Here is a 26,078-nt window from a genome sequence, read left to right as displayed (position 1 = left end):
CCCCGGGTCAGCTCCCTGGGGCGCGCAGCTCCACGACCGTGACCTCGGGGCGGGCGCCGATCCGCATCGGCGGGCCCCAGTAACCTGCGCCGGCGGTGACGTAGAGCTGGGTGTCGCCGTGGCGGGAGAGTCCTTCCACCGCGGGCTGGTCCAGCCGGACGGCGTAGTCGAACGGCCAGAGCTGACCGCCGTGCGTGTGCCCGGACAGCTGGAGGTCCACGCCGGCGCGGGCCGCCTGGTCCACCATCCACGGCTGGTGCGCGAGCAGCACCACCGGCGTGGCGTCGTCGCGGCCGTCGAGCGCCGCATCCAGGTCCGCGCCGTGCCCCGGGAGGCCGGAGGCGGCCGCCGTCCGGTCGTCGATGCCGGCCAGGTCGAACGACGCCCCGCCACGCGCGATCGGCACGCGCTCGTTGCGCAGCACCTCGATGCCCAGGGTCGGGAGGTGGCGCAGCCACGCACGGGTGTCGGTGAAGTACTCGTGGTTGCCCGTCACGAAGAAGACGCCCTGCTCGCTGACCAGATCGGCCAGCGGGGCGACGTCCTCCCGCAGCTCGTCGACGTCGCCGTCGACCAGGTCGCCGACGATCGCGACGACGTCGGGTCGCTGGGCGTTGACCATCTCCACCAGCCGCTCGAAGCGCCGCCCGCCGTAGGTCGCCGACAGGTGCGCGTCGGAGAACGTGACGATCCGCAGGCCGTCGAGGGCCGGGTCCAGCCGCGGCAGGGCGATCGGCACCCGGCGGACGACCGGCGCGCTGTTGGCGAACCAGGCTCCCGTGCCGGCGGTGCCCAGCGCGATCGCGCCGGCGGTGACGGCCAGCCCCCGGGAGAGGAACGACCGGCGGGACGCCAGGTCCCCGGCGGGGAGCCCGGGGGCCGGTGCCGGTGGAGCGGGAACCGCTCGGTGCGCGCGCCGCCGCAGGAGCAGGGAACCGACCGCCCGGACGGGTTCCAGGGCCAGCAGCGCGAGGAAGGCGTACAGCGAGATGCCCAGCCAGCTGTAGCCCACCCAGCTCAGCGGCGCCGCGGCCTCCAGCGGCAGGCGCCCGCGCAGCAGGACGGCCGTCACCGGCAGCACGGCGAGCACCACGGTGAGCCAGGTCAGGCGTCGCCGCAGCCGGCCCGGCGCGGTGGTGCCCCGCACCAGGCGGAACCAGAGGTAGCCGTGCAGCAGTCCGACGGCGAGCAGGACGACGGTGCCGAAGCCCAGCAGGCCGACGACGGACAGGGCGGCCTCCGGGCCTCACGGATCAGGACGGACGCACCCATCCTGCCCGTCGGCGCCGCGCCGCGCCGTGGTGGCTCGCGCGTCAGCCCCGGAGGCGGTCCCCCAGCGCGGTGGCCAGCTTGGAGACCCGGGGCGAGGGGCGCGCCCCGGCGGCGACGAGCCGCTCCCCAGCCGCCTCCAGGAGCGCCTCCTCCCCCGTGACCAGTTCGACCTCCACCTCGCGCCACTCCTGCATCTCCGGGCGCTGGCCGGTCGTCGCCGACCGCACCGCGTCGTCGGCGATCTCGGCCAGGTCACCGCCGTCGCCGTCGAGCAGGGCCGTGACCACGCGGCGGGTGCGCAGGGTCACCACGGGGGCGAGGTCGGCGGGTCCGACGAGCCGGGCGACACTGCGCCTCAGCTCCTCCGGCGGCCCCTCCCCCGGGTCGCCGAGGGGCGCGTGCAGCTCGCGACGGGCCGCTCCGGCCGGGAGCTTGAGGTGCCAGCCCTCGTCCGGTCCCCCGGTCCGCCGCCGCAGCGTGATCCTCGCGCGGGCCAGCCGGAGGTCCTCCGTGTCGAGGTAGACCGCGGTGAGCTCGTGGACCACGGGAGCTGCGACCGCGGCCACCCCCGGCAGCCCGGTCAGGTCGGGCAGCACGAACCCGGGGTCGACGTCGAACTTCCGCTCGACCTCCAGCTGCTCGGACACCATCCCCCGACCGTAGGGCGTTTAGTGCACTATTCGCCCGGGCGGTTCGTGCACTCTTCGCCCGGGGCGGTTCGGTGGCCCCGCGCCCCGGGGCTGGCTACCGTCCCGGCATGTCCCCCCAGCGCGGCCGCTCGCAGCGGTGGGCCGGTGCCGCGGGCCTGCCCTGGGCGGTGTGGGCCGCGCTCCGGCTGACCGGGTCCGAACGCGGGTTCCCGCTCGTCCCCGCGCTGGCCTTCACACCGCACGCGGCCGCCAGCGCCGTCCTGCCGCTCGCCGCGGCCACCGCCGTCCGGTCGCGGGTCGGCACGGCGATGGCCGCCGTCGCCGCCCTCGCGCTCGCCGGGGCCGTCCGGGGCAACCGGGGCGAACGGAGAGCCCGGGAGCCCGGGCCGGGAACGCTGCGGATCGCCACCGTGAGCCTGCGCAAGGGTCTGGTCCCGGCCGCCTCGGTCCTGGACCTGGTGCGCCGGCAGGCGGTCGACGTGCTCGCCGTCCAGGAGCTGACCCCCGACGCGGAACGGGTGCTCCTCGATGCCGGCCTGACCGAACTGCTGCCGCACTCCCACGTCGTGCCGGCCCGACCCGGGTCGGTCGTCTCCGGGTCCGGGGCGATCTGGAGCCGGTTCCCGCTGGGCGAGCGCGGCGCCGTGCCCGGCACGTACGAGCAGCCCAGCGCCCGGATCGCGCTCGGGGACGAGGCGGAGGTCCGGGTGGTGTCGGTGCACGCCGCACCGCCGTCCACCTCTCCCGCGGCGGTCCGCGCCTGGACCACCGACCTCGCCGGGCTCCCGGCACCGCGCGGTGACGTCCCCTGGGTGCTGGCCGGGGACTTCAACGCGACGCCGGACCACGCGGCGTTCCGCGCCCTCCTGCGCCGAGGCTGGGTCGACGCCGCGCGTGCGCAGGGGCACGGCACGACCTGGACGTGGCACCCGCTGCGGCTCCCCGCCCCCCGGCTGGTGCTCGACCACGTGCTGGTCGACCCGCGGGTCGGGATCGCCGCCTGCTCCTTCGTGCCGGTGCCGGGCAGCGACCACCGGTCGCTCCTCGTCGACCTGCTCGTCGCACCCTGAGAGCCGGGGATGTTCACCGATCCGGTGTCCGGGGAAGCCTTCCGGGCAGCGGTGCCCACCGGAGCGCACCGCACGGAGAGGAGCGGCCATGTTGAGCCAGCGCGAGGTGACCGCCGCGATCGGCAGCACCGCCTACGGCAGCGGAGGCGACAAGCTGGGCACGGTCGAGCACTTCTTCGTCGACGACCGCACCGGTGAGCCGACCTGGGTGGCGGTGACGACGGGGCTGTTCGGCACGCGGCACTCCGTGGTCCCGGCCCGCGAGGCGACCTTCGCCGACGGCTCGCTCCAGCTCCCGGTCACCGCTGACGCGGTGAAGAGCGCCCCGGCGATGAGCGGCGACCACCTCGACCCCCGCGAGGAGGCCGAGCTGCGTCAGCACTACGGCCTCCAGCACGGGGGCACCGAGCGCGCGGACACCGTGGCCGTGCCCACGACTCCGCCCGTCCCGGCCCCGACGGAGTCCACCGCGCGCCATGCCGCCCCCGAGGCGGCCACCGACGGCGCCATGACGCGGAGCGAGGAACAGCTGCGCGTCCGCACCGAGCGGGTCCCCGAGCGCCGTGTGCGGGTGGTCAAGTACGTGGTCACCGAGGAGGTGCAGGTGGCCGTGCCGATCCGGCGCGAGGAGATCCGCATCGAGGAGGTGCCGCTGGGCGCCGAGGGCGGTGTCCCCGCCTCGTCCCTGACCGGGGCCGACGGCGGGCTGCCCGAGGAGATCGTGCTGCACGCCGAGCGGCCCGTGGTCGACGTCGAGGTGGTGCCGGTCGAGCGGGTCCGGCTGCGCACCGAGCTGGTCCAGGGTCAGGAGACGGTCAGCGGCCAGGTCCGCCGCGAGCAGGTGGTCGTCGACCAGGACACGGTGCCGCGCACCCGCGGCTGACCGCGGCTCAGCTCCGGCGGTCGGCCAGGAAGCGGAACCGGTCGCGGGTCGCGGTCACCTCAGCGGGGTCGACGTCGGCGACCACGAGGGTCTCGACGCCGGCGGCGGTGCCCAGCAGCTCCCCCATCGGGCTGACGATCCGGCTGTCCCCGGCGTGCTCGGTGCCGTCGCCCGCGGTGCCGACCCGGTTGCAGCCGACGACGTAGGCCTGGTTCTCGATCGCCCGCGCCTGCAGCAGCGCCTGCCAGTGCAGCCGCCGTGCGGCCGGCCAGTTGGCGACGACCACGTAGAGGTCCGTCTCGGGGGCGGCCCGCCAGAAGACGTCGGCGAAGCGCAGGTCGTAGCAGATGAACGGGGTGATCCGCAGGCCGCCGACGGTCACCGTGAGCGGTTCCGCTCCGGCGCGGAACCGCTCGTGCTCGCCGCCGTGGCTGAACGGGTGCAGCTTGCGGTAGCGGTGCGTGCTGCCGTCGGGACCGGCCAGGACGAAGGAGTTGTAGGGGAGCTGCTCGCCGGGGGCGATCTCCGGGCAGCTGCCGCCGACCCAGACGCCGTGCTCAGCGGCCTGGCCGGCCAGGAACGCCGCCGACGGGCCGTCCTCCGGCTCGCCGATACCGGGCGTCATGGAGAAGCCGGTGGAGAAGGTCTCGGTCAGCAGCACCAGCTCGGCGCCCGCGGCCGCCGCACGCGCCACCTGGGGCGCCAGGCGCGCGAAGTTCGCCTCCCGGTCCTCCCAGACGATGTCGTGCTGCACCGCCGCGACCCTCATGGCGTCCTCCTCAACCGCTCGACCGCCTCGGCGAGCACCGCATCGCTCTTGCAGAACGCGAACCGCACCAGGTGCCGCCCCAGCGCGGCGTGCTCCGGCGTGTAGAAGACCACGGTCGGGATCGCGACGACACCGGCCCGCTCGGGTAGCTCCCGGCAGAACGCCAGACCGTCGCCGTCGGAGCGGAGGGGACGGATGTCGACGGTGGCGAAGTAGGTCGCCTCGGGGCTCACCACCGGCAGCCCGGCGTCCCGGAGGCCGGCCACCAGCACGTCGCGCCGGTACTGCAGGTCCTGCGCGATCCCGTCGAAGAAGGGGTCGGGCAGCCGGAGCCCCGCCGCGACGGCGGGCTGGAGCGGCCCGGCGTTCACGTAGGTCAGGAACTGCTTGGCGGTCCGCACGGCGGCCACCAGCGGCGCCGGGCCGCAGACCCAGCCGACCTTCCAGCCGGTCACGTTGAACGTCTTGCCCGCGCTGGAGACGACGAGGGTGCGCTCACGCATGCCCGGCAGGGTGGCGGGGGAGACGTGGTGGGCGCGGTCGAAGACGAGGTGCTCGTAGACCTCGTCGGTGAGCACGGTGAGGTCGTGGCGCTGCGCGAGGTCGGCGAGCACCGCGAGCTCGTCGACGGTGAAGACCTTGCCGGTGGGGTTGTGCGGGGTGTTGACCAGCAGCAGCCGCGTGCGCGGCGTGACGGCGGCCCGCAGCTCGGTCTCGTCGAAGGTCCAGGCGCCCAGGCCGTCGGCCGGCGGGTGCAGGGGGACGGCGCGCACCACGCCGCCGGCCATGGCGACCGAGGCGCTGTAGCTGTCGTAGACCGGCTCGAAGAGGACCACCTCGTCGCCCGGTTCGAGCAGTCCCAGCATGGCGGCGGCCAGCGCCTCGGTGGCGCCGGCGGTGACCAGCACCTCGGTGTCCGGGTCGTAGGAGACGCCGGTGAACCGCTGCCGGTGCTCGGCGACGGCGGCCCGCAGCTCCGGGATCCCCGGGCCGGGCGGGTACTGGTCGGCATCGGTGCCGATCGCCGCGCGGGCGACGTCGAGCACCTCGGGCGGGCCCGGGTAGTCGGGGAAGCCCTGGCCGAGGTTCACCGAGCCCGTGGCCACCGCGAGCGCGCTCATCTCGGCGAAGACCGTCGTCCCGAAGCCCCGGAGACGGGACGCCAGCGGTGCGCTCACGACGCTCCTCCCCGGTTCCACGTGGAACCGCTAGCCGATCCGGACGTCCTCGTGTCCCTCGATCGCGACGACGTCGCCCGAGCGGAGCTGCCGGCCGCGGCGCTCCTCCGGCTCCCCGTTCACGGTGACGTCCCCGGAGGCGAGCACGTCCTTGACCTGGGCGCCGGTCGGGACGGCGTCGACCAGCTTCAGCAGCTGGCCGAGCCGGATGGAGTCCTCGCCGGGACGCAGGTCGATGGTGCGCACGGCGCTCAGTCTGCCGCCGGCCGCAACTCGTCGCCGACCCGGACCGTCCCCGGGGCCAGGACGAAGGCCCGCACGGCCAGCAGGCCACCCCGCTCGCGGTGGATCGTCTTGAGCACCGAGTTGTCGCGTCCGATCCCGCCCGGCTGCGGCCGGGTGGTCATGACGCAGCGGCCGATCGGGACGCCGAACCGCAGCCGTACGCCACCGAGGGACGCCTCCTGTCCCCGCATCCGATCCTCCCCCTCGCCGTCCAGGACGACGTTGGCGCGGAACCGGCGGCGGTCCCAGCTGCCGAGCGTGCCGGTGGAGACCAGCGACAGCCTGATGCGCGGGCTGTCGTGGAACGGACCGGATGCGCCCTCCCACTGCCGCCACTCGTCGGGGTCGGCGGCGTCCTCGTCCACCGGGGTCTCGTAGGTGGGCGGCAGGTCGCCCTCGTCGGACGCCGCCCTCAGCTCGACCCGCCGGCCGAGCCAGTCGGAGAGCACGGCGTCGTCGGTGGTGACGGTGCCGTCGGGAAGCACCACCTCGACCCCTCTGTCGGCACGCAGCCGGGCCGAGCCCCACAGCAGCTCGGGCACCCGCCGGGCGGTCAGCCCGAGGCCGGTGTCCCGGTCGAACAGCGCCCAGCACCGGTCGCCGGTGATGCCGAGCGCACCGACGTCCGCCGCGGCCAGCCGCTCGCCCTGCAGCGACTTCACCGGGTAGCGCCACAGCTCCAGGACGCGCACGTCAGGCGGGCTTCCACGAGAGCGACCAGGTGCCGGACCACGCGGCGCCCGGCTCCAGCTCGACGAGGTCCACCCCGTCGGCCAGCGCGTTCGGCGGGCAGGTCATGGGCTCCACCGCCAGGCTGCGACGCCACTGGCCCGGGGGCAGGGTGTCGCCGCTGTAGACCTGCAGCCACGGCCAGTTCGCGTCGGCCGCGAGCTCCAGCTCCCCCGCGGCGCCGGCCAGGCGCACCCGGGCCCAGCCCTCCGCGTCATGTTCCAGGTCGGTGAGCGGGGTGTCCAGGGCTCGGTCGCCGATCCGACCGACGGCGCCCTCGAACGGGCGGCGCTCCCCCGTCGGCATGCCCCCGTCGAGGACCAGCTCGGTGCGGGCCGGCAGCCGGAGCTCCGCTTCGCCGATCCCGCCGTCCTCGGTGGCACCGACCGAGAGGTAGGGGTGCAGCCCCGCCCCGAACGGCGCCGGTCGGTCGCCGAGGTTCCGGACGCGGACCGTGCTGGTCAACCGGTCCGCGTCGAGGGCCCAGTCGACGGCGGCGGCCAGCCGGAACGGATAGCCGGGGTGCGGCTCGATCGTCGTCCCGACCGTGACGGACCGGTCTGATCGGTCCAGCACCACCCAGGGCTGCCAGGAGAGGAGGCCGTGGATGGCGTGCGGCTCCGCCGGCGACTGGACGTCGAGCTGCAGCTCCTCGCCGGCCCAGCTCCACCGTCCGTGCCGCACGCGGTTGGGCCAGGGGAGCAGCACGGCACCGCGCCACCCGGGGAGGACCCGGCCGGCGGGGTAGCCGTCGAGCACCTCCCAGTCGCCGACGGTCAGCCGGCGCAGCGCACCGCCGCGCAGGTCGACGACGAGGTGGGCCTCGCCGGTCGAGAGCTGGACCTCGGTCGGCTCGGCCGGCGGCCAGGTGTCGGACATGCGGTCACCTCACCACATCCCGGCTCCCGTCCGCCGACGCTCCCTCAGGGCGTGTAGGCGACGCCCCCGGCGATGGCCAGCACGTCCGCCGGGGAGAACTCCTCCGGCGTCGTCACCGTGCACACCGTGGCGTCCGGGAGTTCCCACGCCACGAGCCAGAAGCGGATCGTCGGGTCGACGTCGTCCCGGGCGTGGACGATCTGCGCCGGAGCCCCGCCGATCTCCGTGGCGGCCGCCGGGTCGATCGCCGTGACCGCCGCGATGCGCTGCTCGACCGAGCCGTTGTCCATCTCGTAGACGCCCGACGGGGCCTCCGGCATGCACTGCACCCCCAGCACCCGGCTCGGGTCCTGGTCGTCGATGAACGTCACGGCGCCGCTGCTCTCGTGCCAGTCGAGCACCGACCAGCCGGCGGGGGCCAGCCCGACCTGCAGCCGGATCGGCTGCGGCCGGTCCACCAGGGAGCCGCCGACCGCGGCGAGCGCGGCCAGGTCTCCGTAGCTCCCCTCGCCGTAGAGGTCCACCCACTGGCCGGGCGCCCGCTCCCAGACCAGCTGGGCGAACGGCAGGTCGTCGAAGCAGACGTTGGCCTGGGTGCAGGTGCGCTGCGTGGCCCCCACGACGTACTGCGCGTCGACGCCGCCCACGGTCGTGGTCCCGCGGCCGGTGACGTCCGAGGGCTGGAACTGGTCGGCCGCCCACAGCGGCTCCTCTGGGGAGAGGTACACGGTGAAGCCGATCCCGTCGGGGGACGTGTAGCCGGCGATGGCCTCGGTGCTGCCCGCCGAGCCGGTGAAGCTCGGCGTCATCCCCGGGGGCTCGGGATCGAGGGAGAGCGGGAAGGTGATCTCCTCGGTCGCGACCAGGGACAGTCCACGCGGCTCGGCCCGCGAGCCGTCGGCCGTCTCCGGGCCGGTGAGGGCGACGGCCGCGATCCACGCGGCCGCCGCGGTCGCGACTGCGATGCCGCCGCGGAACACCGACGTCCGGCTCGGTCGTCGGGACCGCCGCGGGGCGGGGCCCTCGATCTCGGTCAGCAGCGCAGCTCGGGCGGCGGACCGGGCCGCCGGGGTCAGGGGCGGCGCCTCCGGGCCGGCGTCGCGCAGCAGGGTCAGCTCGTTCATCGGTCCTCCTCCGGGGCGTCGATCGGGAAGACGCCGCCGAGGGCGGCGCGGGTCCGGCGGCGGGCGCGGTGCAGGCGCGAGCGGACCGTGCCGACCGGCACATCCAGCACGGCGGCGATCTCTTCGTAGCCCAGCTGCCCCCAGGCCAGCAGCAGGAGGGCGTCGCGATCGCGGCGCTCCAGGCCGGCCAGCGCGGCGGCGAGCGGGCCGCGCAGCGCCTCGGCGTCCAGCCGGTCGGCGGAGTCCCCCGGATCGTCGGGGTGCCCGGGCGGCCGGGCGGCCTCGCGGGCCAGCGCCCGGTACCGGCGCTGCTCGGTGCGCACGTGACCGTGCACCAGGTTGGTCGCGATGCCCAACAGCCAGGGGCGGACCTCGAGATGGTCGGCCCGGTAGCTCGCGCGACGGCGGAAGGCGACGAGGAACGTCTCGCTCAGCAGGTCGTCGGCCAGGTCGCCGACGCGGCGGCCGAGATAGCGGTGCACCGTCGCCGCATGGCGGTCGAACAGCGGGGCGAAGGCCTCCGGGTCGTCGAGCGAGCGGGCCATCAGCTCGGCGTCGGACGGGGCGGAGTCCTGGAGCGCGCGCATGCGGGGCGGCTCGGGCGGTGGACCGGCGGACCGGTGCAGCGCCGTCGGGGTCACGACACGGAGTGGGCCGGTCGCGATCGGTGAGGTGGTCACACCCGTTGATGTCCGGACGAGGCGATCCGGTTCACGGGTGACCCGAGCGCCGCGGCCCGCGCGTCGGGGCCGCGGCGCGACCGGATCAGTCGCCGCAGTTCTTGTCGCCGTAGGCGGTGACCGTCTCGGCGGACTCGGAGAACTTCTGGGCGTCGTCCTCGTCGAGGTCGCCGTTGGAGACGGCCTTCTCGAAGTCGCCGTCCTCGGGGAAGTTGTCCGCCATGAAGGACACGGCCTCCTCGACGTCCTTCCCGGCGTCGTCCGGGACGTTGTCGGCGAGCTCGTCGAAGGCGTCCTTGGCCTTGCCGGCGTCCTCGTCCTCGAGCTGGTCGATGGCCTGGTACTGGTCGCAGAAGTCCTCGACGCTCGGGCCGCCGCAGGCGGCGAGGCCGAGGGGGAGGGTGGCCGCGACGGCGGCCAGGCCGATCATCCGGATGCGCATGAGGGTCCCTTCTGGGCTGCGGCCGGACGACGATCGCCCGCCGCGGGTGGGTGGCGTCGGCACACCCTCACACACCGCGGGCCGAAACCGGGTTCACGCGGTACCCGAACCGGTGGACGAGTGCGCGAGGTGCCGCTCGAAGAACAGCGAGTCCACCGCGTCCGGATCGTCGCGGTAGGCACCGAACGGCCCGGTCTCCCGGTATCCGGCGCCTCGGTAGAGCCCCACCGCCTCGGGCTGCAGGGGGCCGGTCTCCAGCCGCAGCGTCGTCCAGCCCCGGTCGCGGGCGGCCTCCTCCAGGCCGGCCAGCACCGCCTTGGACACCCCGCGCCCCCGAGCGGACGGGACGACGTACATGCGCTTCACCTCGGCCGCGCCGTCACCCAGCGCACGCAGGGCTCCGCAGCCCACCGGCGTCCCGTCGTCGTCGCGGGCCACCAGGACCACGGCGACGTCGGCGGCCGAGGGGTGCGCGCCGGGCTCCTCCTTGCCGCCGTAGCGGGCACGGATCTCGTCCTGCTGGTCGGTGGTGAGCCGCTGGACGTCGGGGTCGTCCCACGCCGCCGCCTCGATGATCACGCCCCCGATCCTCACAGGAGCCTCCTCCCGCCCAGAGGTACGGTCCGACGAAGCCACCCCGCGAAGGAGCACCGTGCCGGTCGACCGCGAACTGCCCACCCCCGAGGCCGCCGATCTGCTGGCGCTCACCCGCGAGATCGCCGACGCCGAGCTCGCCCCACGGGCGGCGCAGTACGAACGCGAGGAGCGCTTCCCGCGCGAGGTGTTCCGCACCCTCGGCGCGGCGGGTCTGCTCGGGCTCCCCTTCCCGGAGGAGGTCGGCGGCGGCGGCCAGCCGTACGCGGTCTACCTCCAGGTGGTCGAGGAACTCGCCGCCCGCTGGGCCTCGGTGGCGCTCGGCGTCAGCGTGCACACGCTGGCCTGCTCCCCCATCGCCACGTACGGAACCGAGGCGCAGCGCCGCGACCTGCTGCCGGAGATGGTCGGCGGCTCGCTGCTGGGCGCCTACTCCCTGTCGGAGGCGCACGCCGGTTCCGACGTCGCCGCGATGCGGGCGTCGGCCACGCGGACCGAGGACGGCTGGGTGGCGCGCGGCGAGAAGGCCTGGGTCACCCACGGCGGGCACGCCGACTTCTACTCCACGTTCCTGCGCACGCCGGACGACGGCGGGCGGGCCATCTCGTGCTTCCACCTGACTCCGGACCTGCCCGGCTTCAGCGCGGCCCGCCCCGAGGAGAAGATGGGGCTGACCGGCTCCACGACGTCGGCCCTCCGGCTGGACGACGTCGCCATCCCCTCGGACCGGTTGGTCGGCGAGGCCGGCAAGGGCATGGCCATCGCGCTCGGCGCCCTGGACTCCGGCCGGCTCGGGGTCAGCGCCGTCGCCGTCGGGCTGGCGCAGTCCGCGCTCGACGTCGCCGTCCGCTATGCCGTCGAGCGGGAGGCCTTCGGCCGGCCGATCGCCGAGCACCAGGGCGTGTCCTTCCTGCTGGCCGACATGGCCGCCGCCGTCGAGTCCGCGCGCGCCACCTACCTCGTCGCGGCCCGCCGCAAGGACGCCGGAAAGCCCTTCTCCCGCCAGGCGAGCATCGCCAAGCTGGTGGCCACCGATGCCGCGATGAAGGTGACGACCGACGCCGTCCAGGTGCTGGGCGGGGCCGGCTACACCCGGGACCACCCTGCGGAGCGCTACATGCGCGAGGCCAAGGTCATGCAGATCTTCGAGGGCACCAACCAGATCCAGCGCATGGTCATCGGCCGCCACCTCACCGCCGAGGCGGTGCCGCCGGCCGGCTGAGCCGTTCCACGTGGAACCGGCGCCGGCGCTCTGGCCCCCACGCCCGCGACGGAGCACACTGGGCCTCCCGTCGAGGAGCAACCATGCACGAGCCGCACCTGCGCGCCGCCGACTCCGACCGCCAGGCCGTCGCCACCACACTGGGCCGGGCGATGTCCGAGGGTCGGCTCACCGTCTCCGAGTACGAGGACCGTCTGGCGCGCGCCTATGCGGCGCGCACCTTCGGCGAGCTCGCCGAGCTCACGGCCGACCTGCCCTCGGCGGCGCGTCCGCCGGCGGCCCGGCAGGTCCCCCCACCGGCGGCCCGGCCGGCCCCGTGGCCCGCGGCGGCGCACTGCGGCGGGCACCGGGGTGGGCACCGCAGCTCGTACGCGGCCTGGCTGAGCACGGCGATCATCGTGCTCGGCATCTGGACGGTGACCTCGGTGATGACCGCGGGTCCGATCCACTTCTGGCCGGCGTGGGTCATCGGCCCGTGGGGCGCGGTGCTGCTGGCCCGCCGTCTCGGCGCATCCGCGCGCCACAGCGGGGGCGCGAGCTGACGGTCGGTCCCGGGACGGCCCCCACGGAACCAGAAGAGCGCCGGCCCCGAGGGGACCGGCGCTCCGCTGCTGGTGGGCAAGGGGGGAGTTGAACCCCCACGTCCTTTCGGACACACGGACCTGAACCGTGCGCGTCTGCCATTCCGCCACTTGCCCTGGCGAGGAAGAACAGTAGCAGCCGTCACCCGTACCCCGGGCAGGGGGTGCGTCGTTGCCCTGTCCCCGGGTAGACGTGCGGGGAGTCGCGGCTCGCTGGGCGGTCAGCCGCGTCGGGCACGGCTACGATCACGGGTGGCACGGCGAGATCATCGACGAGGGCGGAGGAGCGACTGTGGGTGTGCTGCAGCGCTTCGAGCGCCGCCTCGAAGGCATGGTCGGACTCGCCTTCGCCCGCATCTTCAAGGGTAAGGTGCACCCCGCCGAGATCGCCAAGGCCCTCCAGCGCGAAGCCGACGAGCAGCGCTCCGTCGTGGGCGAAGGCCGTGTCCTCGCCCCGAACGTCTACGTCGTCAAGCTGGGCGAGACCGACTTCGACCACCTCGGGCAGTGGTCCGACCAGCTCGCCGGCGAGCTCGCCGACATGGTCACCGAGCACATCGAGGACGAGGGCTACCAGGTCTTCGACAAGGTCACCGTGCACCTGGAGCAGGACGACGAGCTGACCACCGGCGTCTTCGAGGTCAGCTCGCACGTCGCCGACCCGGCCCGCCCCGCACCCCGCTCGGCCGCCGCACCCATGGCCCCGGTCGCCGGCCCGCCCGGCCTGCCGCCGCTCCCACCCCTGCCCGCGATGCCGCCGCTGCGTGGCCGTGCGGCCACCGACACCGGCAAGCAGGGCCCCTCGATCGTGGGCCGCGCCGGGTCGCGCAGCACGACGACGCACGTGCTCGTCGTCGACGGCCCGGGCACGCGCCACGAGCTCTCGACCGGTCGCAACGTGATCGGTCGCGGCACCGAGGCCGACATCCGCCTCCCCGACACCGGCGTCAGCCGCAAGCACGTCGACGTCGTCCTCGAGGGCGGGGTCGCGACCGCCGAGGACCTGGGGTCCACCAACGGCACCCTGGTCAACGGGCGCCGGATCACCCGCCAGCCGCTCAGCGACGGCGACGTCATCCGCATCGGCCACTCCGTCCTGGTCTACCGGCAGGACGGGGCGTGAGCGGACCCGCGCGCCGGAACCGGCACGGGGAGGTGACCCGGTGAGCGAGCTCGTGCTCCAGATCTTCCGGTTCGGCTTCCTCCTGCTGCTCTGGCTGTTCATCTTCGCCGCGTTCCGCGTGGTGCGGGCCGACCTCTTCGGCGGGCGCACCGGCCGGGTCGCGGCGGTTCCCCCGCGCGCGGCCGCTCCGAAGAAGCGCGGCCAGCGGGGCCCCCGGACGCTCGTCGTCACCGCCGGCCCGCTGAGCGGCACCAAGATCACGCTCGGCGACCAGCCGATCCTCATCGGCCGCGCCGACGACTCCACCCTCGTCCTGACCGACGACTTCGCCAGCTCCCGGCACGCGCGGCTGACCAACCGCGGCGGCCAGTGGTACGTCGAGGACCTCGGTTCCACCAATGGCACCTACCTCGACCAGCAGCGGGTCCAGGGCCCGCTGCTGGTCGACCCCGGCCAGCCGATCCGTATCGGCCAGACCGCACTGGAGCTGCGTTCGTGACGCTGGTTCTCCGCTACGCCGCGCGTTCCGACCGCGGCCTCATCCGCGGCAACAACCAGGACTCGGTCTACGCCGGGCCCCGGCTGCTGGCCGTGGCCGACGGCATGGGCGGCCACGCCGCCGGTGACGTCGCGAGCAAGGTCGTGATCGCCGCGCTCGAGCACCTGGACGACGACACCCCGTCGGGCGACATGCTGCAGGCGATGCGCTCGGCGGTGTTCGACGGCAGCGAGCACCTTCGCGAGGTGATCCGCGAGTCACCGCAGCTCGAGGGCATGGGCACCACGCTCACCGCGATCCTCTTCGCCGGTGGCCGCCTCGCGCTCTGCCACGTCGGCGACTCCCGCGCCTACCTGCTCCGCGACGGCCAGCTGACCCAGATCACGCACGACGACACGTTCGTCCAGACGCTGATCGACGACGGCCGGATCACGCCGGAGGAGGCCAACACCCACCCGCAGCGATCGCTGCTTCTCCGGGCCCTCAACGGCCAGGAGGTCGAGCCGGACCTCTCCATGCGCGAGGCAAGGGCCGGCGACCGGTACTTGCTCTGCTCCGACGGGCTGTCCGGCGTCGTCAGCGAGGAGACCCTCGCCGAGGCGCTGCTCGACCCCGACCCGCAGGCCACCGCCGACCGCCTGATCGAGCTGGCACTGCGCAGCGGCGGGCCGGACAACATCACCGTCATCGTCGCCGACGTCATCGAGGACACCGGCGGTCGCGGTCGGCTCGACCCGGTCGTCGACGGCGCGGCCGGTGACAACATCGGTCAGCGGCAGGTCGACTCCCGGTCGGCCGCGGGTCGGGCGGCGCTCGCCGATCCCGCCTCCGCGTCACAGCCCCCGCCGACACCCACACTGCCGACGGGCGGCGGCCCCTCCGCCCGCCGCCGCCCGCTACGCATCCTCCTGGTGGCGGGGGCCCTCCTGACCGTGCTGGTAGCGGGGGCGATCGGCACGTACCTGTGGGCGCTCACCCACTGGTTCGTCGGCGTCGACGGCAGCGGCGAGCAGCAGGAGGTCGCGGTCTTCCGCGGTCTCGACGTCTCCGTGCTCGGCCTGGACCTCTTCCGGGTCGACCGGGGCACCGACCTCCCGGTCGCCGACCTGCAGCCCGCCGCCCGCAACCGGGTGCAGGGCGGCATCACCGCTGATGACTCCGCGGACGCCGACCGGATCCTCGACGCGCTGCGCGACCAGCGGCTGCCGCTGTGCCGCACCCTCGAGCGCGAGGCGGCCGAGTCCGACGCCACCGCGCCCGCCCCCACCGAGCCCGCACCCACCGGGTTCCCGGCGCCCACGCAGGAGCCCGTCCCCGGCGACCCCGCTCTGACCGAGCCCCCGGCCCCGGAGGAGCCGACGACCTCGTCCTCGGCCCGGACGACGACGTCGTCCGAGCCGGGGGTGAACTGCCGGGAGGCCGGCTGATGCCCGGGCCGCTGACCGACCCCCGCGGCACCGCCGCGGGGGACACCCCCACGCGGCGGGGCACGGAGGCGGCCCTGCTGGGCTTCGCCGTCCTGATCACCGTGGTCGCCCAGGCGATCGTCGACCTGACCGTCACCGGGTCGATCCGCCCGGAGATGGCGGGCTTCAGCGCGTGGATCGCGGCGCTGTGGGTGGTCGCGCACCTGGTCGTGCGCAAGTGGGCGTCCTACGCCGATCCCCTCCTGCTGCCGGCCGTCGCGCTGCTGGTCGGCCTCGGGCTCACCGTGATCCACCGGCTGGACCTGGCCGCCGAGCAGGTCGGCAGCAGCGTCACCCGCGAGGACGCCCCGGTCCAGCTCGTCTGGGCCACGCTGGGTGTCGCTCTCTTCGTGGGTCTGCTGGTCACGGTCCGCGACCACCGCGCCCTCTCCCGTTTCGCCTACACACTGGCCCTGCTCGGCATCGTGCTGCTCGCGCTGCCGGCGGTCCTGCCCGCCTCCATGTCGGAGGTGAACGGGGCCAAGATCTGGATCCGGGTCGCCGGCTTCTCCATCCAGCCCGGTGAGTTCGCCAAGCTCTGCCTGATCGTCTTCTTCGCCGCCTACCTGGAGGACAAGCGCGACGTGCTCGCGCTCGCCAGCCGCAAGGTGGCGGGCCTGGAGCTCCCCCGCGGCCGCGACCTGGGCCCGGTGCTGCTGGCCTGGGTGCTGTCGATCCTCGTGCTGGTCTTCGAGCGCGACCTGGGCAGCTCGCTGCTGCTGTTCGGCATCTTCGTGGTGATGCTCTACATCGCCACCGAACGCGCCAGCTGGCTGTTCATCGGTCTCGGCCTGTTCGCCGGCGGGGCGCTGGTGGCCTACCAGGTGTTCGGGCACGTCCGTGCCCGGGTCGACACCTGGCTGGACCCCTTCGCCTACGTCGACGGCGCCGGCTACCAGCTGGTCCAGTCGCTGTTCGGGCTCGGCACCGGTGGGCTGTTCGGCGCCGGCCTGGGTGGCGGGAGGCCCGACCAGGTCCCGGTGGCCAAGAGCGACTTCATCGCCTCGGCCGTCGGCGAGGAGCTCGGCCTGTTCGGGCTGGTCGCGGTGATCGTCGTGTACCTGGTGCTGGTCGAGCGGGGGCTGCGCACGTCCCTCGTCGTCCGCGACCCGTTCGGCAAGCTGCTGGCCGCGGGCCTGGCCTTCGCCATCGCCTGGCAGGTCTTCGTCGTCCTCGGTGGGGTGACCGGGCTGCTGCCGCTGACCGGCCTCACCACCCCGTTCCTCGCCTACGGGGGCTCCTCGCTGGTGGCCAACTTCGTCCTCGTGGCGCTGCTGGTGCGGATCAGCGACGCGGCCCGCCGACCCGCCGCCCCGCACGCCGCCCCGGTCCGCCTCGGCGACGCGCCCACCGAGGTGGTGATGCCGTGAACGCGCCCCTGCGCCGGGTGGCCATCAGCGTGCTGGTGCTGTTCACCCTGCTGATCGTCAACGTGAACATCATCCAGGTGGTGCGCGCGGACAAGCTGCGCGAGGACGACCGCAACACCCGGGTGCTCGCCGAGGAGTACGACCGCGAACGCGGGTCCATCGTCGTCGCCGGCAACGAGATCGCCGTCTCCGTGCCGACCGAGGACCAGCTGGAGTACCTCAGGACGTATCCGCAGGGTCCGTTGTACGCGGCGGTCACCGGGTACTACTCGCTGGTGTACGGCAACACGGCGCTCGAAGAGGCCGAGAACGACGTGTTGGCCGGCGAGGACTCGCGGCTGTTCGTGCGCCGCATCGCCGACCTGTTCACCGGCCGCGACCCCGCGGGCGGGGACATCGTGCTCACGCTCGACCCGGCCGTGCAGCAGGCGGCGATGGACGGGCTGAGCGGCGTGACGGGCGCGGTCGTCGCCCTGGACCCGTCGACCGGCGCCATCCTCGGCATGGCCAGCACGCCCACCTACGACCCGGCGCAGCTGTCCTCCCACGACCCGGCCGCCATCCGGGCGTACATGGACCAGATCACCGCCGGCGACGGGCCCGATCCGCGCGTCAACCGCGCGATCGGCGACAACTACCCTCCCGGCTCGCTGTTCAAGGTGATCGTCTCGGCCGCGGCGCTGAAGGAGGGGTACAAGCCCGACACCGTCGTCCCCGCGCCGGACATCCTGACGCTGCCCCAGACCAGCACCCAGCTCCGCAACTTCAACAACTCCCGGTGCAGCGGCAGCCAGGAGCAGCCGCTGATCGACGCGCTCACCATCTCCTGCAACACCGCCTTCGCCCAGCTCGGCATCGACCTGGGCGAGGACAAGGTCCGCGCCATGGCCGAGGCGTTCGGGCTGGACGACGAGGGGATGGAGATCCCGCTCCCGGTCGTCGACAGCCACGTCGGCGACATCGAGAGCGACGCGGCGCTGGGCCAGACCTCGATCGGCCAGCGGGACGTGCGGATGACCGTGCTCCAGGCCGCACTCGTCGCCGCCACCGTGGCCAACGACGGCAAGCAGATGAAGCCCTACCTGGTCGACCAGGTGCTCGCCCCCGACCTGTCGGTCATCGACGAGACCGACCCCGAGGAGCTGCGCGAGCCCATCTCCGCCGAGATCGCCGACCAGCTCACCCAGATGATGATCAGCGTCGTCGCCCGCGGCTCGGGCAAGGCCGCGCGCATCCAGGGCATGGACGTCGCCGGCAAGACGGGGACGGCGCAGGTGCGGGAAGGCGTCCGGGACCACAACTGGTTCATGGGGTTCGCACCCGCCGACGACCCGAAGATCGCCGTGGCCGTCTTCGTCGCCAACGGCGGTGGCACCGGCGGCGACACCTCGGCACCGATCGCGCGCAAGGTCATGCAGGCCTACTTCGAGGGGCAGGGCGGCTGATGGCACTGGGCATCGGGAGCCTGCTGGCCGGGCGCTACGAGATCACCGCACCGATCGCCACGGGCGGCATGGGCGAGGTGTGGAAGGCGCGCGATCGCGTCCTGGACCGGATCGTGGCCGCCAAGGTGCTCAAGACCGAGTACACGAACGACCCGAGCTTCCTGGCCCGGTTCCGCAACGAGGCCCGGCACACGGCCGCCCTGTCGCACCCGAACATCGCCTCGGTCTACGACTACGGCGAGACGACCGACGACAGCGGCCTGCAGACCCTGGACTTCCTCGTCATGGAGTTCGTCGAGGGTCAGCCACTGGTGACGATCCTCCACGAGGAGGGCCGGCTGCCGGTCGACTGGACGCTGCACGTGCTCAGCCAGTCCGCGGACGGCCTCTCCGCCGCCCACCGCGCCGGCGTGGTGCACCGCGACATCAAGCCGGGCAACCTGATCGTCCGGCCCGACGGCGTCGTCAAGCTCACCGACTTCGGCATCGCCCAGGCCCGCGACGCCGCGCCGCTGACCCGGACCGGCATGGTCGTCGGCACCGCCCAGTACCTCTCCCCCGAGCAGGCGCAGGGCATGGAGGTCACCGCGGCCTCCGACGTCTACTCCCTGGGCGTGGTCGGCTACGAGTGCTTGGCCGGCGTCCGGCCCTTCGACGGCGCCTCGCAGGTCGCCATCGCGCTGGCGCACATCAACCGGCCCCCGCCCCCGCTGCCCGCCGACGTGCCCCCGGCGGTCCGGTCGCTCATCGACCGCGCGCTGGCCAAGGACGCGGCGGAACGGTTCGCCGACGGAGGGGCCTTCGCCGAGGCGGTGCGCCGTGTCGCGGCCGGCGGGAGCGTGGCAGCCGCCGCCCCCTCCCTCGTCGCCCCGGCAACCGCCCCCACCCAGGTGGTCGACGTCGCCGCCGACGGCCGCACCCAGGTGTTCGCCACCCCGGCCGCCGGGATGCCGGTGGTGCCGCCGGTCACCGGCGGGCGTCCCATGCCCCCGCTGCACGCGCCGGAGAACGACGACGAGTGGCTGCCCGACGACGAGCCGCAGCCGCGCCGCCGCCGCTGGGTGTGGCTGGTCGCCGCGCTGGTCGTCCTGCTGCTGGTCGGCGGCATCACCGCGCTGCTGCTGTCCGGGGGGAACGGCGACCGGGAGGACGCCGGGCGCACCTCCGCGCCCCCCACCACGAGCGCCGGGCCCACCGGCACCTTCCTCGACCCGTCCGCGTTCGTCGGTCGCGATGCCGACGAGGTGACCGCCGAGCTGGAGGCCGCGGGGCTGGAGGTCCAGCGGGAGACGGCGGACGAGGACCTCCTGGAGGACGTCACCCAGCCACTGGACGCCGGCGACGTCGCGGGCATCGACCCGTCCGGGGTCGCGGTGCCGGCCGGCGCCACGGTCACGCTCTTCGTCACCGACGAGGCCTGGGACCCGGACGCCGACGAGGAGCCCACCGAGGCACCCGAGACCACGACCCGCCCGCCGGCCCCGACCACCACGACCCCGCCGCCGACGACGACCTCGTCGTCGACCACGACCACCGCACCCAGCACCACCACCGCGGGCGGGACCCCGGCTCCGCCGACCACGGAGCAGCCGCCGGCCGGCGGGGGCGGTAGCGGGCCCACCGAACCGGCGGCCGCCGGCCAGGGACCGGGCGACGCTGCGGTTGCTCCGGGTAACAGCCGGTGAGATCGCTGATCTCCGCTTCCCGGGATACGGGTGCTCCGGCGGTTAGGCTCGCCGACGGCTCCACGCCCGTGCCCGCGCGATCCCTCGCGCATCCGCCGCGGAGCACGCACCGAACCGCCCGAGAGGACCGTCGATGACCACGCCGCAGGTGCTCGGCGAGCGCTACGAGATCGGCGGGGTCCTCGGCCGCGGCGGCATGGCCGAGGTGCACCACGGCCGCGACCTGCGGCTCGGCCGCGAGGTCGCCGTCAAGGTGCTGCGCAGCGACCTGGCCCGGGATCCGTCGTTCCAGGTGCGCTTCCGCCGTGAGGCCCAGGCTGCCGCCTCCCTGAACCACCCGGCGATCGTCGCCGTCTACGACACCGGCGAGGACCGCACGCCCACGGGGGCCACCCCGTACATCGTCATGGAGTACGTCGAGGGCGAGACCCTGCGCGACGTGCTCCGCCGGGAGGGCCCCCTGCCGGTCGAGCGTGCGATGAGCCTGGCGGCGGACATCTGCGGCGCCCTGGACTTCAGCCACCGCAACGGCATCGTGCACCGGGACGTGAAGCCCGGGAACGTGATGATCACGCCGCAGGGCACGGTCAAGGTCATGGATTTCGGCATCGCCCGTGCGGTGTCGGACTCCGCGGCCACCATGACCTCCACGGCCGCGGTGATAGGGACCGCCCAGTACCTCTCACCGGAGCAGGCCCGCGGCGACAGCGTCGACGCGCGCTCCGACGTCTACTCCCTCGGCTGCCTGCTCTACGAGCTGGTGACCGGGGCCCCGCCGTTCACCGGCGACTCCCCCGTGTCGGTGGCCTACCAGCACGTGCGGGAGGACCCGCGGCTGCCGTCGTCGATCAACCGCGAGGTGCCGCCGGAGCTCGACGCGATCCTGCTCAAGGCCATGAGCAAGAACCCGGCGAACCGGTACCAGTCGGCGGCCGACATGCGCAACGACCTGCTCCGGGCGCTGGCCGGGCAGCGGGTCGAGGCCACGCCGGTGATGGGCGAGGACGAGAAGACCGCCATCATCGGCGCGCCCGTCGGCGGCTACGGCTCCTACGACGACGACTGGGACGACGACGAGGCCCGCCGGCGCAAGCGGCGGATCATCGCGATCGTCTCGGTGCTCGCGGTCCTGCTCCTGGGCGGGGCCATCGCCGCAGCGATCGCGCTCAGCAGCAACGACGACGAGCCGGCCGTGACCGAGGTGGCGGTGCCCCCGGTCGCGGGGCTCTCCGAGGCCGACGCCCGGGGGCAGATCGAGGCCGCCGGGCTCGTCGTGGACGAGGTCACGCAGAAGGCCAGCCCGACGGTCCCCGAGGGCAGCGTCATCGAGAGCAACCCCGCCGCCGGCGCCCGGATCGAGAAGGGCAGCGAGGTGGACCTGTCGGTCAGCACGGGGCCCGACGCCGTCACGATCCCGAACGTCGAGGGGCTGACCGAGGACCAGGCGCGGGCGAACCTCGAGGCCGCCGGCTTCACGAACGTCAGCAGCCGCCAGGTCGAGTCGCTCGAGGACGAGGGCCGCGTCGTCTCGGTGTCTCCGGGGCAGGGCTCCCAGGCGAGCCGCACCCAGGCGATCACCCTGGGCGTGTCCACCGGCACCATCGAGATGCCCAACGTCGTCAACCAGACGCTGGAGCAGGCGCAGGCCGCCCTGCGGGACAAGGGCTTCGGCGCCGGCCAGATCGAGGTGCAGAACGCGGAGAACGACTCCGTCGCCGCCGGCACCGTGCTCGAGTCCGACCCCCGGGCCGGTTCGGACGTCGGCGCCGGGGACACCATCACCCTCGTCGTGGCCGTGCCGACTCCCCCGGAGGAGACCACGCCCACCACCACGCCCACCGTGCCGCCCGCCGGTGGCGGGGGCGGGGCCGGGCCCGGTGGCGGCGGCACCGGCGGCTGACCGCACGAGACGAGCAGGGCCCCTCCCGGACGGGAGGGGCCCTGCTGCGTCCAGGGAGCCGATCAGGCGATGGCGGAGGAGAGCCGCTGGGCGGTCGCGGTGGCCGCCTCGACGAGCTCCTCGTCGGGCGCCAGGCCGCAGGCGGCCAGCCAGGTGGCGAGCATGCGGTGGCCGCCCTCGGTCAGCACCGACTCGGGGTGGAACTGCACCCCCTCGATCGGCAGCTCCCGGTGCCGCAGCGCCATCACCAGGCCCGAGGGCGTGTGCCCGGTGACCTCGAGCTCGGCCGGCACGCTGGCCGGGTCGACGGCGAGCGAGTGGTAGCGGGTGGCGGTGAACGGCGAGGGCAGCCCCGCGAGGACGCCTGCGCCCTCGTGCACCACCTCGGAGGTCTTGCCGTGCAGGAGCTCGGGGGCGCGCACGACCTCGGCACCGAACGCCTCGGCGATGGCCTGGTGGCCCAGGCAGACGCCGAGCACGGGGGTGCCCTGCTCTGCGGCGGCCCGCACCATCGGGACGGTCACGCCGGCGTCGACCGGCGCACCGGGCCCGGGGGAGAGCAGCACCCCGGCGACGTCGAGGTCGGCGAGCTCGTCGACGGTCACGGCGTCGTTGCGCCGCACCACGCAGCGCACGCCCAGCTGCCCCAGGTACTGCACCAGGTTGTAGACGAAGCTGTCGAAGTTGTCGACGACGAGGACCGGTCGGTCGGTGGCGCTCATCGCGGTCCCTCCTCGTCGGTCGCGCGGCCGCGCTCCGGGATCAGCCCGCGGAGGCGTACTGCAGCGTGAGGCCGCCATCGTAGGCGGGGACCGTCACCTGGCTCCGCTCCCGTACCTCGAAGGTGAGCCCGAAGGCGTCGGCCGCCTGCTCCAGGACCGCGATCTGGCGAGAGGCGGAGAGGGCGCTGCGCACCGACGGGGCATCGACGACCGCCGTGACGACGAACGGCGGCGAGTACGTGCGCCCCTGCAGCAGCAGCGTGTTCCCGACGCAGCGGACGGCGCTGGTGGAGATGAGCCGCTGGTCCATGACGGCCACGCCGTCGGCCCCGGCGGCCCACACGGCGTTCACGACCGCCTGGACGTCGCTCTGGTGGATGACGAGGTCGTCGGGCCGGGCGCCGTTGGGCAGGCTGCCGTCGGAGCGCTGGGGGGCGTCGTCGAGGGTGATGACGACGCCGGGCCCCGAGACCGGGGTGAGCCCGGCCGACGGTCCGCCCGCCGTTCCCTGGGCCGTGGCCTCGGCCACGACTCCGTTGCGGCTCGCGGCCTCCTCGGTGAGCTGCTGCACCTGCCGCTGGAGGTCGGCCAGCTGCTCCGCCTGACGGGCGACCCCCGCATCCCGCTCACGGATGAGCTCGGAGAGCTCCGTGACCTCCCCGGCCCGCAGGTCGGTGCCCTGCGCGGTGCGCCCGGACGTGGCGAACAGCAGGCCGGCCGCCAGGGCCACCACCGGCACGAGGGCGCTCCACGCGGAGGGCCGGCGGCCGCGGAAGGGGGACGGGACCACGACCACCTCCTCGCGCGCGGGGGACGACGTCGGCTCGGTCGGGTGACGTGCCGCGGTTCGTCCGCGCCGCGAGTTTAGGCTGGGGAGCAGAAGCGGGCGGGGAGGACGGAGCCCGGCCCCCGGGAGGGAGTACGCGGTGCCCAAGTCCAAGGTGCGCAAGAAGTCGGTGTACACCCCGCCGGAGGACGCGCTCCGGGCGCGGGGCGCGCAGGCCAAGGTGCTGCAGCCCAGCCCCCGCTGGTACGCGCCCCTGATGGTCGCGCTCATGCTGATCGGGCTGCTGTGGATCGTCGTCTACTACGTGGCCGGCGACCGGATCCCGTTCATGGTGTCCCTGTCGGCCTGGAACTTCGCGATCGGCTTCGGCGCCATGGTGGCCGGGCTGGTCATGTCCATGCGCTGGCGCTAGCAGCCGGAAGCGCGGCTCCACCGCGCAGCACGTCCGCCGCACAGGCCCTCGTCCCGCACCGGGACGGGGGCCTGTCGTCCGTCCCGGTGGTGTCCGCCCTGGTCACCGCGGCGCTGTGGACGATGTGCACAGCAGGTCATCGCCGTCCACAGGTCGACATGGCGCTCCACCCCCAGGGTTGTCCACCGCGTGTGGAGGGCGCCGAGGGCCAGGATCGGTGCTGACCTGCGCTTTTGCTGGTGGTGGGACTCGTGTGACAGGACGTCCAGCCGCGTAACTACAGCCGTGTGAGTCTGTCCCCAGCTGTGTACCCAGCTGTGGACGAGTCGACATGTCCGTCCCCCGGTGACGGTGACCGCACACCCCGAGTACCCCTCTGACCTGCGGATACTCAGGCGTCGGACGTGCTGTGGACGGACCTGTCCGCTCCTCCTGCCGGCTGCCGGACCGGTCGTCCCCAGGACGACGACAGCCCCCGGCGGCAGGGCCGGGGGCTGTCGGGGAAAGCGGTGGACGCGGTCAGGCGTCGAGCAGCTCCAGGATCGTGGCGTTCGCCATGCCGCCGCCTTCGCACATGGTCTGCAGGCCGTACCGCGTGCCGCTCGCCTGCATCTGGTGGATCAGCGTCGTCATGATGCGGGCGCCCGAGCCGCCGAGCGGGTGGCCCAGGGCGATCGCACCACCGACCGGGTTCAGCCGACCGGCGTCGGCCCCGGTGTCGGCCAGCCAGGCCATGGGGACCGGCGCGAAGGCCTCGTTCACCTCGAAGATCCCGATGTCGTCCACCGACAGACCCGACCGGGCCAGCACCTTCTGGGTGGCCGGGATGGGGGCGGTCAGCATGATGATCGGGTCGTCGCCGGCCATGACGGTGGTGTGGATGCGGACCAGCGGTCGCAGCCCCAGCTCGCGGGCCTTCTCGCTGGTGGTCACCAGCAGGGCGGCCGAACCGTCGGAGATCTGGCTGGCGTTGCCCGCGCTGATGACGCCGTCCTCCTTGAAGGGCGTCTTGAGCGAACCGAGCTTCTCCAGCGTCCCGCCGGGGCGGATGCCCTCGTCGGCGCGGATCACGGTGCCGTCCTCGAGGGTCACCGGGGCGATCTCCTCGTCGAAGGCGCCCATCGCCTGTGCCTTGGCGGCCTTCTCGTGCGAGGAGAGCGCGAACTCGTCGAGCTGCGTGCGGGAGAAGCCCCAGCGCTCGGCGATCATCTCGGCGCCGATGCCCTGGTTCGGGTTGGCGCCGTAGCGCTCCATGAAGCGGGGGCCCAGCGGCTTGCCGGCCGTGCCGTCGGCCCGCGCAGCGCCCATGGGCACCCGGCTCATCGACTCCACGCCGCCGGCGACCACGACGTCTGCCTGGCCGCTGATCACCGTGGCGGCGGCGAAGGCCACCGACTGCTGCGAGGAGCCGCACTGCCGGTCGATGGTCGTGCCGGGCACCGACTCGGGCCACCCCGCGGCGAGCACCGCGTTGCGGCCGATGTTGAAGGTCTGCTCCCCCACCTGGCTGACGCAACCCCAGAACACGTCCTCGACCACGGCCGGCTCGATGCCGGCGCGCTCCACCAGCGCACCGAGCACGTGCGCGGAGAGGTCCACCGCATGCACGCCGGAGAGCCCTCCCCCGCGCTTGCCCACCGGCGTACGCACGGCGGCACAGATGACGGCATCACGCATGGACCCACTCCTCGTCGACGACGACCCGGCGTGGCCGTTCGACCACCCGGCCGCGATCGTATGTGCCGCACGACACTGGCAGGGTAGGGGTCGTGCGGTGGTCTCCCCCGGTCGTGCTGCCGGTCGTCCTCGCCGCAGGCGCACTGCTGCTGGGACTCGTGGCCGTCGCCGTCGACGATGCCCCCGGCCGCGTGCTCGTGGGTGCCGCGGCCGTGCTCCTGGGGGCGCTCGCCGTCCGCGACGCCGTGCTGCGGCCACGTCTCGTCGCCTCACCGGACGGCCTCGAGGTGCGCACGCTGGGCGGGCGCCGCTTCCTGCCCTGGGGGCTGGTGCGCCTGCAGGTCCGGACCACCCGTCGATGGGGCACGGACGTGCGCACGCTCGAGCTGGACACCGCAGCCGACCCGGACGACGACGGGCTGCTCGTCGTCCTCGGCCGCTGGGATCTGGGGGCCGACCCGGCCGACGTCCTCCGGGTGCTGGAGGACGGGCGGACGGGGATCTAGCTGTCGTGACTACGGACGTTGTTGACAGTCGGCGTGGTGGCTTGATCACGAAGGAGACCTCCGGAAGGAGTGGCGATGTCTGACGTCCCCACTCCCGACCGGAGGTCTCTATGGCTCACGCTAATGCC

At 74.2% G+C, this 26,078-nt stretch carries 27 protein-coding genes and 1 tRNA gene; 13 read left to right on the top strand and 15 right to left on the bottom strand.

From position 1 onward, the window contains the following. Positions 1-7: 7 nt before the first annotated feature. Both DQ237_RS16815 and DQ237_RS16810 read right to left on the bottom strand, forming a co-directional pair. Positions 8-1,147: a metallophosphoesterase gene (locus DQ237_RS16815; protein WP_240619694.1), complete on the bottom strand. Its 1,140-nt coding sequence runs from the start codon at positions 1,145-1,147 to the stop codon at positions 8-10. A gap of 166 nt (positions 1,148-1,313) precedes the next feature. After that, entirely contained in the window at positions 1,314-1,922 is a 609-nt protein-coding gene (locus DQ237_RS16810) for a CYTH domain-containing protein (RefSeq protein WP_113801296.1), read from the bottom strand. A gap of 107 nt (positions 1,923-2,029) precedes the next feature. Here DQ237_RS16810 and DQ237_RS16805 point away from each other — a divergent pair, with 107 nt between their 5' ends. Next, complete coding sequence (locus tag DQ237_RS16805) at positions 2,030-2,992, top strand: endonuclease/exonuclease/phosphatase family protein (protein ID WP_113801295.1); 963 nt, start codon at positions 2,030-2,032, stop codon at positions 2,990-2,992. 88 nt (positions 2,993-3,080) lie between these two features. Continuing rightward, the gene (locus DQ237_RS16800) at positions 3,081-3,875 is read left to right on the top strand and encodes a PRC-barrel domain-containing protein (RefSeq protein ID WP_113801294.1); all 795 of its coding nucleotides are present in this window, start codon (positions 3,081-3,083) and stop codon (positions 3,873-3,875) included. Positions 3,876-3,882: 7 nt separating this feature from the next. Here the strand turns inward: DQ237_RS16800 and DQ237_RS16795 are convergent, their stop codons facing one another. From DQ237_RS16795 to DQ237_RS16755, 9 genes are all read right to left on the bottom strand, one after another. After that, on the bottom strand, positions 3,883-4,644 hold the full coding sequence (locus tag DQ237_RS16795) for a nitrilase-related carbon-nitrogen hydrolase (RefSeq protein WP_113801293.1): 762 nt from the start codon (positions 4,642-4,644) through the stop codon (positions 3,883-3,885). Continuing rightward, a complete protein-coding gene (locus tag DQ237_RS16790) occupies positions 4,641-5,822 on the bottom strand; it encodes a pyridoxal phosphate-dependent aminotransferase (RefSeq protein ID WP_113801292.1) in 1,182 nt (393 codons plus the stop codon). Before DQ237_RS16790 ends, DQ237_RS16795 begins: the two co-directional genes overlap by 4 nt. A gap of 30 nt (positions 5,823-5,852) precedes the next feature. Next, entirely contained in the window at positions 5,853-6,068 is a 216-nt protein-coding gene (locus DQ237_RS16785) for an RNA-binding S4 domain-containing protein (RefSeq protein ID WP_205730260.1), read from the bottom strand. 5 nt (positions 6,069-6,073) lie between these two features. Then, complete coding sequence (locus DQ237_RS16780; RefSeq protein WP_113801291.1) at positions 6,074-6,799, bottom strand: MOSC domain-containing protein; 726 nt, start codon at positions 6,797-6,799, stop codon at positions 6,074-6,076. Between the two features lies 1 nt (position 6,800). Continuing rightward, entirely contained in the window at positions 6,801-7,715 is a 915-nt protein-coding gene (locus DQ237_RS16775) for an aldose 1-epimerase family protein (RefSeq protein WP_113801290.1), read from the bottom strand. A gap of 44 nt (positions 7,716-7,759) precedes the next feature. Continuing rightward, a complete protein-coding gene (locus DQ237_RS16770) occupies positions 7,760-8,839 on the bottom strand; it encodes a hypothetical protein (RefSeq protein ID WP_113801289.1) in 1,080 nt (359 codons plus the stop codon). Continuing rightward, entirely contained in the window at positions 8,836-9,426 is a 591-nt protein-coding gene (locus DQ237_RS16765) for an RNA polymerase sigma factor (RefSeq protein WP_113801353.1), read from the bottom strand. The genes DQ237_RS16770 and DQ237_RS16765 overlap by 4 nt, the downstream gene beginning before the upstream one ends. 178 nt (positions 9,427-9,604) lie before the next feature. After that, positions 9,605-9,961, bottom strand: coding sequence for a hypothetical protein (locus DQ237_RS16760; RefSeq protein ID WP_113801288.1), 357 nt, complete (start codon positions 9,959-9,961; stop codon positions 9,605-9,607). 93 nt (positions 9,962-10,054) lie between these two features. Further along, entirely contained in the window at positions 10,055-10,555 is a 501-nt protein-coding gene (locus DQ237_RS16755; protein ID WP_240619693.1) for a GNAT family N-acetyltransferase, read from the bottom strand. A 58-nt stretch (positions 10,556-10,613) separates the two neighbouring features. Between DQ237_RS16755 and DQ237_RS16750 the strand changes: the two genes are divergently transcribed. Both DQ237_RS16750 and DQ237_RS16745 read left to right on the top strand, forming a co-directional pair. Further along, positions 10,614-11,777: an acyl-CoA dehydrogenase family protein gene (locus DQ237_RS16750; protein ID WP_113801286.1), complete on the top strand. Its 1,164-nt coding sequence runs from the start codon at positions 10,614-10,616 to the stop codon at positions 11,775-11,777. A gap of 83 nt (positions 11,778-11,860) precedes the next feature. After that, entirely contained in the window at positions 11,861-12,319 is a 459-nt protein-coding gene (locus DQ237_RS16745; RefSeq protein WP_113801285.1) for a DUF1707 domain-containing protein, read from the top strand. 70 nt (positions 12,320-12,389) lie between these two features. On the opposite strand, the gene DQ237_RS16740 is transcribed toward DQ237_RS16745, so the two are convergent. Next, positions 12,390-12,475, bottom strand: a tRNA-Leu gene (locus DQ237_RS16740). A 175-nt stretch (positions 12,476-12,650) separates the two neighbouring features. On the opposite strand from DQ237_RS16740, the gene DQ237_RS16735 reads away from it, so the two are divergent. From DQ237_RS16735 to pknB, 7 genes are all read left to right on the top strand, one after another. Continuing rightward, positions 12,651-13,481, top strand: coding sequence for a DUF3662 and FHA domain-containing protein (locus tag DQ237_RS16735; protein ID WP_113801284.1), 831 nt, complete (start codon positions 12,651-12,653; stop codon positions 13,479-13,481). A gap of 40 nt (positions 13,482-13,521) precedes the next feature. Continuing rightward, positions 13,522-13,980, top strand: a complete 459-nt coding sequence (locus DQ237_RS16730; RefSeq protein WP_113801283.1) for an FHA domain-containing protein — start codon at positions 13,522-13,524, stop codon at positions 13,978-13,980. Then, entirely contained in the window at positions 13,977-15,407 is a 1,431-nt protein-coding gene (locus tag DQ237_RS16725; protein ID WP_113801282.1) for a PP2C family serine/threonine-protein phosphatase, read from the top strand. Before DQ237_RS16730 ends, DQ237_RS16725 begins: the two co-directional genes overlap by 4 nt. After that, positions 15,407-16,816 carry an FtsW/RodA/SpoVE family cell cycle protein gene (locus DQ237_RS16720; protein ID WP_113801281.1) on the top strand — a complete coding sequence of 470 codons (1,410 nt, stop codon included), beginning with the start codon at positions 15,407-15,409 and terminating at the stop codon, positions 16,814-16,816. The genes DQ237_RS16725 and DQ237_RS16720 overlap by 1 nt, the downstream gene beginning before the upstream one ends. Continuing rightward, positions 16,813-18,261: a penicillin-binding protein 2 gene (locus tag DQ237_RS16715; protein ID WP_113801280.1), complete on the top strand. Its 1,449-nt coding sequence runs from the start codon at positions 16,813-16,815 to the stop codon at positions 18,259-18,261. Before DQ237_RS16720 ends, DQ237_RS16715 begins: the two co-directional genes overlap by 4 nt. Beyond that, complete coding sequence (locus DQ237_RS20445; protein ID WP_113801279.1) at positions 18,261-19,946, top strand: protein kinase; 1,686 nt, start codon at positions 18,261-18,263, stop codon at positions 19,944-19,946. The genes DQ237_RS16715 and DQ237_RS20445 overlap by 1 nt, the downstream gene beginning before the upstream one ends. A 133-nt stretch (positions 19,947-20,079) precedes the next feature. Beyond that, the gene (pknB, locus tag DQ237_RS16705) at positions 20,080-21,846 is read left to right on the top strand and encodes a Stk1 family PASTA domain-containing Ser/Thr kinase (RefSeq protein WP_113801278.1); all 1,767 of its coding nucleotides are present in this window, start codon (positions 20,080-20,082) and stop codon (positions 21,844-21,846) included. A gap of 62 nt (positions 21,847-21,908) precedes the next feature. On the opposite strand, the gene DQ237_RS16700 is transcribed toward pknB, so the two are convergent. Continuing rightward, a complete protein-coding gene (locus tag DQ237_RS16700; RefSeq protein ID WP_113801277.1) occupies positions 21,909-22,568 on the bottom strand; it encodes an aminodeoxychorismate/anthranilate synthase component II in 660 nt (219 codons plus the stop codon). A gap of 40 nt (positions 22,569-22,608) precedes the next feature. After that, on the bottom strand, positions 22,609-23,358 hold the full coding sequence (locus tag DQ237_RS16695; protein WP_113801352.1) for a DUF881 domain-containing protein: 750 nt from the start codon (positions 23,356-23,358) through the stop codon (positions 22,609-22,611). Between the two features lie 136 nt (positions 23,359-23,494). On the opposite strand from DQ237_RS16695, the gene crgA reads away from it, so the two are divergent. Next, complete coding sequence (gene crgA, locus DQ237_RS16690) at positions 23,495-23,767, top strand: cell division protein CrgA (RefSeq protein ID WP_113801276.1); 273 nt, start codon at positions 23,495-23,497, stop codon at positions 23,765-23,767. A gap of 519 nt (positions 23,768-24,286) precedes the next feature. On the opposite strand, the gene DQ237_RS16685 is transcribed toward crgA, so the two are convergent. Then, positions 24,287-25,444, bottom strand: coding sequence for a thiolase family protein (locus tag DQ237_RS16685; protein ID WP_113801275.1), 1,158 nt, complete (start codon positions 25,442-25,444; stop codon positions 24,287-24,289). A gap of 92 nt (positions 25,445-25,536) precedes the next feature. On the opposite strand from DQ237_RS16685, the gene DQ237_RS16680 reads away from it, so the two are divergent. Then, positions 25,537-25,950: a PH domain-containing protein gene (locus DQ237_RS16680; protein ID WP_113801274.1), complete on the top strand. Its 414-nt coding sequence runs from the start codon at positions 25,537-25,539 to the stop codon at positions 25,948-25,950. The last annotated feature ends 128 nt before the right edge of the window (positions 25,951-26,078 follow it).

This window comes from Blastococcus sp. TF02-8 (assembly GCF_003319175.1).
Classification (GTDB): Bacteria; Actinomycetota; Actinomycetes; order Mycobacteriales; family Geodermatophilaceae; genus Blastococcus.
Note: the sequence above shows the minus strand (reverse complement) of the source record. Positions and strands in the feature narration are given on the sequence as shown.

Coding starts and splice junctions, on each gene's coding strand:
- DQ237_RS16720 (WP_113801281.1), top strand. CDS start 15,407: ATGCCCGGGCCGCTGACCGACCCCCGCGGCACCGCCGCGGGGGACACC.
- DQ237_RS16775 (WP_113801290.1), bottom strand. CDS start 7,715: ATGTCCGACACCTGGCCGCCGGCCGAGCCGACCGAGGTCCAGCTCTCG.
- pknB (WP_113801278.1), top strand. CDS start 20,080: ATGACCACGCCGCAGGTGCTCGGCGAGCGCTACGAGATCGGCGGGGTC.
- DQ237_RS16805 (WP_113801295.1), top strand. CDS start 2,030: ATGTCCCCCCAGCGCGGCCGCTCGCAGCGGTGGGCCGGTGCCGCGGGC.
- DQ237_RS16765 (WP_113801353.1), bottom strand. CDS start 9,426: ATGCGCGCGCTCCAGGACTCCGCCCCGTCCGACGCCGAGCTGATGGCC.
- DQ237_RS16770 (WP_113801289.1), bottom strand. CDS start 8,839: ATGAACGAGCTGACCCTGCTGCGCGACGCCGGCCCGGAGGCGCCGCCC.
- DQ237_RS16685 (WP_113801275.1), bottom strand. CDS start 25,444: ATGCGTGATGCCGTCATCTGTGCCGCCGTGCGTACGCCGGTGGGCAAG.
- DQ237_RS16700 (WP_113801277.1), bottom strand. CDS start 22,568: ATGAGCGCCACCGACCGACCGGTCCTCGTCGTCGACAACTTCGACAGC.
- DQ237_RS16795 (WP_113801293.1), bottom strand. CDS start 4,644: ATGAGGGTCGCGGCGGTGCAGCACGACATCGTCTGGGAGGACCGGGAG.
- DQ237_RS16810 (WP_113801296.1), bottom strand. CDS start 1,922: ATGGTGTCCGAGCAGCTGGAGGTCGAGCGGAAGTTCGACGTCGACCCC.
- DQ237_RS20445 (WP_113801279.1), top strand. CDS start 18,261: ATGGCACTGGGCATCGGGAGCCTGCTGGCCGGGCGCTACGAGATCACC.
- DQ237_RS16760 (WP_113801288.1), bottom strand. CDS start 9,961: ATGCGCATCCGGATGATCGGCCTGGCCGCCGTCGCGGCCACCCTCCCC.
- DQ237_RS16800 (WP_113801294.1), top strand. CDS start 3,081: ATGTTGAGCCAGCGCGAGGTGACCGCCGCGATCGGCAGCACCGCCTAC.
- DQ237_RS16745 (WP_113801285.1), top strand. CDS start 11,861: ATGCACGAGCCGCACCTGCGCGCCGCCGACTCCGACCGCCAGGCCGTC.